The organism is Shewanella sp. SM32 (assembly GCF_025654235.1).
Lineage (GTDB): Bacteria > Pseudomonadota > Gammaproteobacteria > Enterobacterales > Shewanellaceae > Shewanella > Shewanella oncorhynchi.
In genome coordinates this window covers 1-13401 of the sequence record NZ_JAKKRO010000059.1, presented here as the reverse complement: position 1 = coordinate 13401, position 13401 = coordinate 1, and the positions used below count along the sequence as shown (strand labels likewise).

Sequence of the window (13401 nt, the reverse complement as noted above, 5' to 3'; positions counted from 1 at the left end):
ACGATTAAACTAGATTCATACAATCTAAAAAAAAGATTAATGATAAGTTTGGCAAGACAGTTAATGAATTACACGGACTCACAGCCAATGGTCCGCTCACATCACTTAAGATGCTGTTGAAAAACCAAATAGCTGCTCAGGACAATGGAGCGAAGTGCGGTGCGAGAAAGCGGAGTTAAGCTGATACACTGCCATTAACTGCTGGATAAGTCGGCTTCACGATAAAGCTTAACCAAATAATAAGTGTCAATCAGCACGATAAAAAAGTTAACTAAGGCAACAGGATAAGCCCCAATTGCCACACCGTAGGCCACAAATAAAGCCGCACCAATGAGATTCCACCAGCGCAGTTTCTTAATGTTTGACATCATCAGTGATATTGCAACGACCACTGAAGCTAAATAACCAACCCATTCCCAAATTGTAGCGTTATCCATATCCAATCCTTATCTATATATTATTTAAATCAAACGATTGATACGCCATTCACACCACAGGTAATAAGCTGGCTCATTGCATTTAGCGTTTAACGACAGCCGCCGTCATCCGTGAAATACAAGTCAGTTCACCCGCGCTGTTGTGGATTAAAATCTCCCATACAGAGCTGCGCTTCCCTAAGTGGATAGGCTTAGCCGTAGCGGTTAATACCCCATTACGAGAAGCCCGTAAGTGGTTAGCGTTAATTTCTTGACCGACACAATAGTACTGCTCAAAATCCACCGCGAAATTTGCCGCATAGCTGGCAACGGTTTCAGCAAGCGCGACATTCGCGCCACCATGCACTATGCCCAAAGGGTTATGCACCGCCGGACTGGCTGGCATAGTGGCCTTCATGTAATCGTCGCCAATCTCACTGATCTCAATTCCTAAAGTCTGCATCAAGGTGCCTTTGCCGCCCATACCGGCGTCTAAACGCGCGCAATCCTCTAACGTTACAGCTCTAAACCAAATACTCATTGCAACTTCCTAGTCAATAAAACCAATCAGCAGTTTACTGTGAAGTGGATGAAGTTCAACTAGTTTACTCTCAGCTGGTCACATCAATATCAGCAAAAATAAGGCTCAAACTAACCAAGATTTAACGGTACTTAGCTGACTAAACCAGACAAGAAATAATCCCCACACCACGACTACACTTGGCATAATTAACGCGTCAGCTCCTAGCATCACAGCCGCTTGCTGAATGCAAAATACATAGGTCATTTGCAACAAAATAGCGATAAGCGAGGCGACCAACACTTTATAAGCAATTAATTTTCTGAATAACAATAATAGGCATCCTAGAACCCCTGAAACCACGGCAAAGCCAAACACAGCATCAACCCAAATTGGCGTCGTTTCATAGAGTTTAATTTGATCTGGGCTCATCTGTGCGAGTGCATCTGGCGTCATAGTCATTTGCATCACAAAAGCCATCAGCCCCATGATATTTCACAACAAACTGAGCGTTGCGACAAAGTAAAACCACAGTGGCGCCTTGATATTCATGGTTTTCAGCGGATTTGAGGTGGTATCCATACTCACTCCTAATAAAAACTGAAAAAAAAGAGATAAAAAAGGGATGGTTAACCATCCCTTTGTTTCAGTCTAGCTCACAAATTGCACTTGTGAGTTAACCCCATGTACAGGTTAACGGCGACGACGCTGCAAACCAAACAAGGACATCAGTGCTAAACCTAAATAACCTAAAGCACCGCCATCATCTTTAGGCTTTGGCTCAGGTTTTGGCGGCACTACTGGCGCAGGATAACTTAAAGCAACAATCACAGGATCATGATCCGATGCAGAAAAAGCATTTTCAGATTTAACCAGATCACCAGAGAACTTCTTACCGTATTCAAACAGGCTAGATTCCACTGAGTTAATATGCCAATCTTCAATATCCACTAAACGTTTGGCTAAGCTAGCATTGGCTAAAGCATGATCTAAGTTACCTAACTCGCCGTTATAGCTATAAGAGAAAGTGCTTGCACCGTGGGCTTTCGTGTTCAAGTTGATAAAGCCATAACCTTTTTCAATCTTGCTGCCTTGGCGTTCAAACACTTTGCCGTCGAGCGTCGTCCACGAAGCGGTCAGGATGTCACGCTCTGACTTGCTCGCATCGAAGTCGGTTAGTACACGGATAGGATCCTCCATACCATAGGCATTCATATCACCGATGATCAGTAAGTCGCCTTTCACGTCTTTTAGCGTTTCACCCAAGACTTTGGCTGCAGATACGCGGAAAGCATTACACTTGCCCTGTTGATCGGCCGGATCAACTGACTCTTCGAAGTTAGCCCAATCTTCTAAACAGCCTGAGCCTTTAGATTTCAAATGGTTAACGACTACGGTCAGAGACTCATCATGGATTTTAAAGGTTTGCGCTAAGCTGTGACGTTGATAAGCATCATTACCAGGGTTAGTCTCAGTTTTGCCATCTTTAGTACGAGTCACGCTGCCAGCACTGGCGTGCTGTTCTGGAGTACCGATAACTTGTGCGGCCCCCGCTAAAGTCACTTTACCACCACGGTATAACATGCCGACAGTGATCGCATCTGTGCCAAAGTACTTGCCGTCATACTTATCAGCATCGGTGATTTCAACAAAGCTATAGGCGTTTTCAGGCGTCTGCTTGTCATTTAGTGCATCGACTAAATCCTTAATCGCACTCTTCTCACCAAAACCGTTGTTAGCAATTTCCATCAAACCGACGATATCGGCGTTCATGGCGGTAATAGCGCTAACGATTTTAGTACGTTGTAGCACCATTTCTTCCAGCGTTAGGGCGCCACGGTTACTGCCTGATGGATTGGTATCGCCACCATCAACATCGTTAAAGAAGTTCAGCACGTTAAAGCTAGCCACGCGCAGATCTCCCTTAGTTGCAACACTTGGGGCTTCGGTTCTATCGTCACCACGGATAAAATCACCCGCTGTAATAGTATTAGTCGCCACTAAACGATAAGCGCCGTAGCTGTAACCAATCACACCTTGCAGGTTAGTCAGTTGATCGCCAACACGGATGTAACCCGTTTCCACATTGAAATCAGGGAAGTATGGAATAACACCATTGGCAGGCTTGTAATCGGATTCGATAAAGAGTTGGTTTTCGCGGTTAGATTTAACTAATGCCGTTGCTTCAGCAGAAAGCGCTGGATACAGCTGTGTCGGCTTCATCAAAGGTGCTTGATATGACACTAGCATGTTATTGCGACTACCCGCATAGTCGAAGCTGAAGGTGCGGCTGATTTTAAGATCGCTGCCCGCATCTAAGGCCACATTCATGCCTTCATAGCGCTCTAATGCTTGCGCTAAGGTTTCACCATCGGCCACATAGAAAGGCGCGGCAACAGGGACTTCACCCTTAGCGCCAACATCAAATTTCTTATCGGCTTTAATATCGATTTGAGTTAAGCCAAAGTATTCTTTCACTTTACCCTGCACACAAACTTCAACCCCAGGTTGAATCGCTTCAGGTGCCGCTTCACCTAAGAATACAAATACACCATCAGAGGTATACGGTGAGTTATCACCCTTAACTTCTTGTAAGTAAAAACCTTTAAACAAGCTTTCACCACGGGCAGTCACTACGCCACGCACTGTCACTTCGGCTTCAGATTCGAATGCCCCTGCTGGTACAAATGGGCTCGACTCGCCCGCACCTTGTACTTGATAAATAGGCACAATTGTAGCGCCAGTACAGCTAAAGAGCGGCACTTCTGGCTCAGCAGGCGTTTCTAGTGAACCTAAACCAGAGAAGGTATCTTTAGGTAATTGTTCCCACTGGGCGGCATTAAATACAGTATTCGCCACTAACGCATCTAATTTACGTTTTAAGGTAACGTCTAATCCCCAACCCGTTGGAGTCGGCACATCACCAATAATATCGATGACGGCATCATCTTTCATTAAGGCAACCGCATCACCGCCATTAAAACTTAAACTACCAGAGTAACTATCAACTCCTTGAGCAACAGTAATAGTACCGCTAGTATTTAAAATAACTTTTGTCGATTTTGCCGCAATAGTTTGACCACCTAAAGCCACCATATCCGACGCAACAGTAGCACCATCTTTATAACGAACCAGTTTATAACCCGCGAGATCAATTGCCGTATCGCCGCTGTTATACAGTTCAATCGCTTTATTATTTGAGCTACCTTCAACATATTCGGTGATCATCACATCTGCGCTTGCCATCATAGGCAAAGCCGCTGCTACAGCTAAAGAAATAGCCGTTAATTTATTAACATTATCCATATCATCAACCCCATTATTATAATATTGCCGCTAACTTCTATTAACGTGCGAGCGGATTATTTCAGAGTTGAATGCGTAAAAAAAGAGGGCAAGATCGCACATTGCCAATGTAACACATTGATGAGTAACTAATTATAGACACTTCACTGTTCACCTAACAGAACAGGATGGTAAATCAAAAGTATTAGCCATGTAAAAACAAACAGTAAGAGCAATACACATAAGCTCAAAGCATTTGGCATCCTGCTTAAATAACAATCAATATTTTAATGTGATATTTTGATGATATTATTCGGTATGCAATACCCAATAAAATATAAGGAACACGGGTCCTTAAAAGGTAATGGATATAATTAAAACTTAATTTAGCATTCATTATTTTGAAATAAACATAACAGTCAAACTGCTAAAGTGGATGATTTATACCCTTGGTTATTGCAACAGATTAATGTTGATGATGGGTATAAAAATGAAACATAGAGCCAGCCTGAGAACCAACGGCTGTAAGATAGTGAGCTAAATATTAAAACAATAATGCGAATTTTACAGACAAAAAAATACCGCTCATTTAGGAGCGGTATTTTCAATGGCGGCGTATTACACGTCGCAGCTAATCAATTACTTTTTAGCAGGTTCAGCTACTGGCGCCGCAGAAGCTTTCTCGATTGATTTCAACTCAACTTCGAAAATCAACGTAGAGTTTGGTGGAATAGTACCAGTATCACGTACGCCATAGGCTAATTCCGATGGGATCACAAACTTGTACTTAGCGCCAACAGGCATTAATTGCACGCCTTCAGTCCAACCTGGAATAACGCGATTCAAAGGGAACTTAGCCGCTTCGCCGCGTTTATAAGAACTATCAAACTCAGTACCATCAAGTAAAGTACCGACATAATCCACTTCTACAGTGTCTTCTGCGGCAGGCTTTTCACCCGTGCCTGGAGTTAATACTTCATATTGTAAGCCAGACTCAGTTGTCACTACACCAGGCTTAACCTTGTTTTCTTCAAGGAATTTTTTACCATCTTCGATATTTTTCGCAGAAATCGCTGTTGCTTGTTCCTGACGTTTATCGTTTAACTTTTTATCTAGACCTTGAAGAATGGTTTGCATTTCTTCTTCGGTTAAACTTAATTGGTCATTCAGACCATTAGTGAAACCAGTGACGATCAGAGTGCGATCAACTGGCAGGCCTAATTCTTCTTGCTCTTTGATATGGCCAGACATATAACGACCGATTGAAGCGCCTACACTGTAAGCTTCTTTTTGAGCTTCAGTCGTTAATTCAACATTTGTACTCGTAGCTACTTTTTCTTCTTGATTACAAGCAGATAGGCCAATAACAGCCAATGCAACTAACGATAATTTATAAATCGATTTCATTAAAGCTTCCTCAGCATCCTCAAGCGGTTACAATAACCTAAGCGTGACAACTTTATACTAGTTATCTCGGTTATACCAACTAGATTCTTTATGGGTTAACAGTGATTAATGTCACTTGATCAAGTCTAAAGACAACAACTTAGGGAGCAAGTTCATGAAGAAAAATCTACTGCTGGTAATTTGCACAGTTTTTCTAATCGCTTGCCACCCCAAAGCAGAAGATATCAGTGTTCTCACGACAGAACCCAGCTATAGCGCGAGCCTATCAAGTAATGGGCAATTCGCCTTAGTTGCCACTCAAAGTAGTGGAGTTCAATGCTGGGATCTCAGTACCCACACCCTCAAATACCAATGGATACATGGCGATATTAATACTGGCGTCACAGGTACAGCGATTTCTCCCAACGGGATATTTGCAGCATCGTTAAGCCGAGATTCAGTTGCTATGTGGAAAATAGCCGACGGTAAGCCTTTGGGCTGGTGGTCCTTACCTTCATCCGGTGAAAGTGTCGCGGTAGCAGATAATGGCGCACTACTTATTGGTTTAAATGATGGTTCAGTCATGTCGCTTAATGCCGAAAAATCTGCCTTAATCAAGTTTCTTGGACATAAAGAGCGCGTCAATAGTGTTGCCCTCTCTGCTGATGGCCGATTAGCATTAACGGGGTCAAATGATATGCAGGCGATTCTCTGGCAGGCACAAACTGGCCAACCGCTTCATACGTGGACACTCGGCAGCCGTATAACCAAAGTGGCACTCAACGACAGTGGTAGTTTAAGTTTTACCAATGGCAGCACAGATGAAGCAAAAATCTGGGATAACACAAGCGGTAAGCTGTTAAATAAGCTGGATATTACCCGTCGCCAAATGAACTTTTCAGCGGTGAGGTTTATCAAACAAGACAGCCAGCTATTAACAGGTACGCCAGCGCGGGAAGTTATACTCTGGCAACGTGACTCGGGTAAACAAATTGAAAAATGGCAGGTTGCACTCACTAAAAACAGCCAAAATCGAGGAGCCGTTGTATACTCTGTGGCAATTCGAGATACCAATAAAGTCGTTAGTATCAGTAGCCAAGGCTTAGTTGAAACTTGGCAGAAATAGAGGTTAGCCATGCAAGGCGTACAAGCACAGATTGAAGATCTAGAAACCAAATTGGCTTTTCAAGAGCTCACAGTCGAAGAATTAAACCAAGAGGTCATCAAATTAAATCGACTGGTGGCTCACCAGCAACACCAAATTCACATGTTAATTGGTAAGTTGCAGGACATGGAACCGAGTAATATGGCGACTCAGGCTGAAGAAACGCCACCACCACATTATTAACACTGACGCTTTAGATGTTAACTTTGATTAAAAAACAGTTACTGCAAAATATCCAGGGAATGCGATGTTTAAACATTTAATGCCAAAAGAAACCCCAACTCTATTACCCATAGCGTTAGTGGGTGAACCCATTCTAAGGCAGACTGCAATCACAGTGCACCATTTCGATGCCGAGCTTATGCATCTTGCCGAGCAAATGTCTGCCAGCATGGACGCTGCCAATGGCGTTGGTATCGCAGCCCCCCAAGTTCACAGCCCTTTAGCCTTATTTATTATGGCTTCTCGCCCTAATGAGCGTTATCCCGACGCGCCTAATATGGCGCCTGTGGTCGTGGTTAATCCGCAAATCATTAATGCATCAAGCGAGTTGGTCAGCGGAGAAGAAGGCTGCTTATCTGTACCGGGGCAAAGATTTACGATACAAAGACATCAAGCCATTGAAGTACGCTATCAAAATTTACAAGGCGAGTGGCAACAAACCGAATTAACGGGCTTTATTGCACGGATTTTTCAACATGAATTTGATCACCTTCAAGGGATCACATTACTCGAGCGTTCACTTATGCCAGAACAGACTCAGGCGATTTCAGCCCAATCCATCAAAAAAGGTGAAGCGCAATAATGAAACTGTCCTTCGTTACACCTTTTTCTCACGCATTTATTGCACCAACCTTGGCAATGGGATTGGTTTTAAACTTATCGGGCTGCGCTTATAACAGTATTTTCATTAATTATCCTGCGCAGATTGAACCACTCAAACAAGAGCTTAATAGTGCGACTCCCATGGCCGATATCGACAAACTTGCCAGCAATATCAATGGCAATGACGGCTTACTCTATGCCCAAGAAGCGGGACGAATTGCTCAAGTCGCCGGCGATTTTGCTGCTAGTAAAAAATATTATCAGCAAGCAGTAGATGCTTATACCGCCTTTGATGATAAGGCCAAAGTCAGCGTTAGTGACATTGGCGCAACAGCCAGCAGCTTAGTGTTAAACGACAATGCGATTCCGTACAGAGGCCCTGGGTATGAACGCATTATGCTGCACCAATACCAAGCTCTTAACTATTTGTTTAGTGGCGACTATCAGGGGGCTCTAGTCGAAGTTCGTCGCAGTAACGAACTACAGAGCAGCGAGCAAGAACGCTATCAAAAATCACAAAAGTCAGTTCAAGCCATGGCGAACGGCACCATAGATGCCGAGGTTAACAAACTAGGACAAGCTGCGGGCACAGTCACCAGTTCTTTCTTAAACGCTTACAGTTATTACACGACTGGCGTACTGCACGAAGTGCTGGGTGAGCCGAACGATGCCTATATCGATTATCGTAAAGCAGCACAAATCACTCCAGATAACACATATTTACAGCAAGATCTGGTCCGCCTCGCCAAGCAACTCGGCATGCCACAGTATGATGAGTTTAAGCGCCGTTGGGGCGATGCTAAGTTGCCCAATCCCAAAGATGGCCAAGTAATTTTGATGGTCGAGCGCGGCTTTGTGCCAGCAAAACAAGCTCTCACTGTACCTTTTACTATCCATGGTAACTGGCAGACAGTGTCACTCGCTACCTACATGCCAAACAATACTTTTGTGCCAGAGACGCAAGTGCAAGGTTTAGGTACAGTGCTGAAAACTGAACCTATTGCCAATATCGATGCCTTAGCCATCACAGCACTCAAGGAAGATCTGCCCGCGACGCTAGTTCGTCAAGTCGCCAGGGTCTATGCTAAATCTGAGATGGCCTATCAGATTGAGAAGAGTGGTAAACCAGGGAACAATGCTGCCGATATTGGCAGTATAGCGATGCAGATTTTTAACGTAGTAACAGAACAAGCGGATCGTCGTAGTTGGCTGACGCTCCCTAAACAAGCACAGATCGGGCGGCGTTATTTGAGTGCAGGTGAATACACTTTGCAGTTAGACAAAGCGCCACCGGCTAAAATTGATGTTGCAGCAGGCAAAACCACCTTAGTCTGGGCAATTGATACTGGTAATTACACCCGAATTTATTCAATAATCATTTAGCCTAGCGGTTGTGGTATTTGAATAAGACGTGTGTCATTAAGTTTATACAATCACAAAATGGAACTGACTATGAAACAATTTAAACTGATTTTTGTACTGGCTGCCGTTATGGGTCTAGCTGCATGTCAATCTAAAGTCGAATATGGCGATGCCACAGAAGTTGAAACCGTCAATGAGAACTTTGGCTCGACGGATCTACAAGCTATTGCAGCCAAGATGGTGGATAGCATGATGACTTTCCCTCCTATCGTGGCAATAACAGCCAATGACCGCCCGATTTTATTTGTTGATAGCATCAAAAACAAAACCTCAGAACATATCGACACTGAGTCTGTCACTGACTCTATCAGTAACAAATTATTGCGCTCAGGCAAGTTCCGTTTTATCGACATGACTAAAGTAGATTCAGTCCGTAAACAACTGGATTACCAAAACAACACTGGCATGGTTGACCCATCAACCGCCATCAAGTTTGGTCGTCAAATTGGCGCTCAATACATGTTATATGGCAATTTATCTAGCATAGTGAAGCAAGACGGTAGCACTAAAGACGTCTACTATAAGATGACAATGCGTTTAATGGATTTAGAAACAGGCCTTATCGAATGGTCTGATGAAAAAGAAATCCGTAAGATGAAGTCTAAGTCTTTCTTAGGCATGTAATTGTCCTATTGGCACTTAATTCTGCCAAACAGTAATCTCAAGAAGCCAGCGTTAACGCTGGCTTTTTTTACATTTTTAACATTGGTAATCCAAGGTAAATAAGGTAGTGTACTCGGCCAAAATACACTGCGATGATGATGCTCAAAATTGGCGCTGGCGCGAGGGATAATTTGCCACAAAGGCAAACCTACACACACGATATTGAATGCAAACATCCAAGCAGAAAACAAAACAAATCGTTGAAGGATTTAAGTTGTGAACTTGTTTAAAGCCAGTCTCGTTGCCCTTACCTGCGGCACATTAATGTCGTGTGCAACCCAAAGTACACTCAATACGGGTCCACGTGATGCTAGCGCTTATATTAGCCAATATCAGGCTGCGCTTCGCTCGCAGGTCATCTCCGATATTCACTATGACTTGGATTTTCAGCTCACAGGGGATGCCGAGTTTTCCGCCACCTCCAAAGCGACATTTCAATTAAGTGAAGTGCCAAAACAACTGAGCTTAGATTTAAACAAGGCGCAGATAAAACGCTTTATCATCAACGGTACCGCCGTATACCCCAATTACAATGGCGCTTACATCAGCTTAAATACGCGTTTGCTCACCTCAGGTGAAAATACCATTGAAGTGCAATTTAGCCGTGCCCACAGCACCAATGGTGAAGGTTTACACCGTTTTAAAGATCCAATCGATGGCAAGGTCTACCTCTACTCTCATTTTGAACCCGCTGCTGCTCAGCAGATGTTCGCAGTATTCGACCAACCGGATCTCAAGGCTAACTATCAAATTACGGTAACAGCGCCCAAAGACTGGCAAGTCATTAGCTCGATGCGTGAAAGCCAAATCACCCCAGCGGGTGCTTACAATCGTTGGACTTTCCCACAAACTCCTAAGCTAAGCCCATATAACTTTTCGATGCACGCGGGCCCTTATCACATGTGGCAAGACAACTCAGGCCGCTATCCTATGCGCCTGTTCGCCCGTCAATCCGTTGCTAATCAAGTCACGGAGCAAGATTGGTTTACCTATACAAAACAAGGGTTAACTTTTTTCGATAATTACTTTGGTATTCCTTACCCCTTTAAGAAATACGATCAAATTCTAGTGCCAGACTTCCTTTATGGCGCAATGGAAAACGCGGGCGCAGTGACCTTCTCCGAAGATATCTTCCTTCATAAAGCGGCTATGACAGCGGATCAGAAGCAAAATCTTGCGGGCGTGATCATGCACGAAATGGCGCACCAGTGGTTTGGCGATCTCGTCACCATGAAATGGTGGAACGGCTTGTGGTTAAATGAAAGTTTTGCTTCATTTATGGGCACACTTGCGACTCAAGAAGCCACAGAGTTCACTAATGCTTGGCGTACCTTCTACGCTAAAGGTAAGCAAAAAGCCTATGAGCAAGACAGCTTAGTCACCACGCACCCCATTGAAGTACCCGTAGCAACGACTCAGAACGCCTTCGACAATATCGATGCTATCACTTACCAAAAAGGCGCATCAACGCTGAAACAATTACGCCATTTACTCGGCGACATGGTGTTTCGTCGTGGCGTCAGTAACTATTTAAAACAATATAGTTATCAAAATGCTGAGTTAGACGATTTTATCAATAGCCTAGGGAAAGCCGCTGGCCGCGATTTAAGTGCATGGACTCAAGAATGGCTCTACAGCGCTGGCGTTAACACCATCAAGGCGGAATATCGTTGTGAGGGCAACCGAATCAGCGAATTTAGCCTACGGCAGCTCCCTGCAAGCGCAGAGCTACCCACATTACGTGAACAAAAAGTCCAAGTGGCTTTATTTACCCAAGGTCGCTTTGATCTGCGAAATGACATTACAGTGCCAGTGACTTACAAAGGCGAGCGTACTGAAGTTAAACAACTGATTGGTGAGCGCTGCCCAGACCTAGTCTATCCAAACTTTGATGATTGGGGCTTTGTGAAAGTCGAGCTTGATGACAAGTCATTTAATACCGCAAAACAACAACTGAGTAATATTTCCGATCCACTACTGCGATCTATGCTGTGGCAAAGTCTGTGGGACAGCGTCCGCGAAGGTAAATTGAGCTTAGATCAATACCTAAGCACAGTGTTTGTTAACGCGCCTGCTGAGACGGACTACACAATTGTTGGTCAGATCATCGATAGCATGTTGCGCTCGAAGGAATATCTCGCGCAGATCGCCCCTATTCAGCAAAACTACGCTGAAAATGCAATTAAAGGCTTAAGCCAAATGAGTCTGAGAAAAGCAATGGAAAATAAAGGCGATAATGACTTCCAACGGATCTGGTTCAATGCCTATGTCAGTTTAGCAAGCGACAGAGATTCACTACGTCATTTAGCACAACTCATTGACGGTGAAACAAAAATTAAGGGATTAACCTTAGATCAAGATTTACGATGGGCAATCATCACCCAGCTTAATCGCTATGATTTTCCTAACGCGCTGCAGCGCTTAACCAAAGAAGCTGCCAAGGATAATTCAGACTCTGGCGAAAAAGCGGCACTTGCGGCACAAGTGATCCGCCCTGAAGCGGCCGCAAAACGTCGTTGGTTAAGTAAAGTCCATCTAGACAGCCTGCCTTTCTCCAAACAGCGGATTATTATGCAAAATCTTTATCCTGCTGAGCAAAAACTATTAAGCGCAGCTACAGCGGAAGAGCGTCTGGCGAGCTTAATGGATATGGACAAAAAAGGGCCAGTATTTATGCGTAATTATAGCCATTTCCTCATCCCAACCGATTGTAATTACACTAGCATAGCGGCATTGGACAAAGTACTTGATCGCCAAACTGGGCTATCTAACCTTACCCGCCGTAATCTACTGGAAACTCGTCAAATAGAGCAGCGTTGTGTGCTGATCAAAAATAAAATGACTCACTAATATTTAGGTCATTTAAAAATGAACAAGGGGCTCCTAGGAGTCCCTTTTTTATGTTCTGTTACAGATGAGTCTTAAACTTGAACCAGCACACAAGATGTTACCAGCGCGAAATTAAGCTCACTAACCTTTGATATAAACAAGCCAGCATTCTGAATAATGAATTAATCACACTCACAACCAGTGACATATTTAATTAAATTGTTAGCTTGAGCTTATGTATTTTAACGGCTTACTGACGATAACTAATGTTATTTATCACCTGTAAAATATTATTCATCTCTTCAGTTTAGTCTACTAAGTTCCATCAGCACATCAAATAAACAACTGCTGACGCAATCGTTATTGATATAAAAATCATGTAATTATTAAATTCATAAATTATGGGCGTCACTTCTAAATTTATTACTATAATTCTTCAATGATTTAATGTTTTGCCCCGTACTGCCGCTATACTAAAACAACGTTAGAGAGCTAACGGAATATAAAGGATATAGATTATGCGATCGACACTCAAAACGCGGCTGCTGTTTAGCAGTCTTTCCGCTGTACTGATCACTATTGCTGTACTCGTGAGTATCTCTAGTTATTTCATTAGAAATAATGCGTTAGAAAACACCCAACACTGAAGAATCCCCTGATGATTTACAAATAAATCATCAAATTAGGGTGGAAGCGCATCTTGTTGCATGATCAAATGGTTTCGCCAAAAACTACACTTGGACAACAAGATGCGCGAAGCCAATATCCTACAACATTCTTTACACCAATACTGCCCAGAACTTCACCTAAAACGATTAAACAGCTTGATGCTGGCCTCTAAGGCACTGATTGAATGTAAGACACTGACCTTGACTGAGTTAGGTCGAAAT

The 13401-nt window shown here is 43.4% G+C and carries 10 protein-coding genes and 2 pseudogenes; 7 read left to right on the top strand and 5 right to left on the bottom strand.

Annotated features, from left to right (window positions below; translation table 11 throughout):
• Positions 1 to 194: 194 nt before the first annotated feature.
• The 5 genes and pseudogenes from L5M10_RS18910 to fkpA all read right to left on the bottom strand — a co-directional run bounded on the left by L5M10_RS18910 (position 195) and on the right by fkpA (position 5628).
• Positions 195 to 437 (bottom strand): YgjV family protein, encoded by a 243-nt coding sequence (locus tag L5M10_RS18910; protein WP_028761593.1) that lies wholly within the window; start codon positions 435 to 437, stop codon positions 195 to 197.
• A gap of 82 nt (positions 438 to 519) precedes the next feature.
• Positions 520 to 957, bottom strand: coding sequence for a PaaI family thioesterase (locus L5M10_RS18905; RefSeq protein ID WP_028761594.1), 438 nt, complete (start codon positions 955 to 957; stop codon positions 520 to 522).
• Between the two features lie 105 nt (positions 958 to 1062).
• A pseudogene (locus L5M10_RS18900) lies at positions 1063 to 1518 on the bottom strand (hypothetical protein).
• 111 nt (positions 1519 to 1629) lie between these two features.
• The gene (gene exeM / locus L5M10_RS18895) at positions 1630 to 4242 is read right to left on the bottom strand and encodes an extracellular exonuclease ExeM (protein WP_263255736.1); all 2613 of its coding nucleotides are present in this window, start codon (positions 4240 to 4242) and stop codon (positions 1630 to 1632) included.
• Between the two features lie 618 nt (positions 4243 to 4860).
• Positions 4861 to 5628, bottom strand: coding sequence for an FKBP-type peptidyl-prolyl cis-trans isomerase (gene fkpA / locus L5M10_RS18890; RefSeq protein WP_263255735.1), 768 nt, complete (start codon positions 5626 to 5628; stop codon positions 4861 to 4863).
• A 154-nt stretch (positions 5629 to 5782) separates the two neighbouring features.
• On the opposite strand from fkpA, the gene L5M10_RS18885 reads away from it, so the two are divergent.
• The 7 genes and pseudogenes from L5M10_RS18885 to L5M10_RS18855 all read left to right on the top strand — a co-directional run.
• Positions 5783 to 6733: a WD40 repeat domain-containing protein gene (locus tag L5M10_RS18885; RefSeq protein WP_173246498.1), complete on the top strand. Its 951-nt coding sequence runs from the start codon at positions 5783 to 5785 to the stop codon at positions 6731 to 6733.
• Positions 6734 to 6742: 9 nt separating this feature from the next.
• A complete protein-coding gene (locus tag L5M10_RS18880) occupies positions 6743 to 6955 on the top strand; it encodes a SlyX family protein (RefSeq protein WP_006080410.1) in 213 nt (70 codons plus the stop codon).
• A gap of 64 nt (positions 6956 to 7019) precedes the next feature.
• On the top strand, positions 7020 to 7577 hold the full coding sequence (gene def, locus L5M10_RS18875; protein ID WP_263145159.1) for a peptide deformylase: 558 nt from the start codon (positions 7020 to 7022) through the stop codon (positions 7575 to 7577).
• Positions 7577 to 8980, top strand: coding sequence for a COG3014 family protein (locus tag L5M10_RS18870; protein WP_263255734.1), 1404 nt, complete (start codon positions 7577 to 7579; stop codon positions 8978 to 8980). The genes def and L5M10_RS18870 overlap by 1 nt, the downstream gene beginning before the upstream one ends.
• 69 nt (positions 8981 to 9049) lie before the next feature.
• Positions 9050 to 9643 carry a penicillin-binding protein activator LpoB gene (gene lpoB / locus L5M10_RS18865; RefSeq protein WP_173246506.1) on the top strand — a complete coding sequence of 198 codons (594 nt, stop codon included), beginning with the start codon at positions 9050 to 9052 and terminating at the stop codon, positions 9641 to 9643.
• Between the two features lie 255 nt (positions 9644 to 9898).
• Positions 9899 to 12532, top strand: coding sequence for an aminopeptidase N (gene pepN / locus L5M10_RS18860; RefSeq protein WP_263145162.1), 2634 nt, complete (start codon positions 9899 to 9901; stop codon positions 12530 to 12532).
• Between the two features lie 728 nt (positions 12533 to 13260).
• A pseudogene (locus L5M10_RS18855) lies at positions 13261 to 13401 on the top strand (IS4 family transposase); the annotation flags it as partial.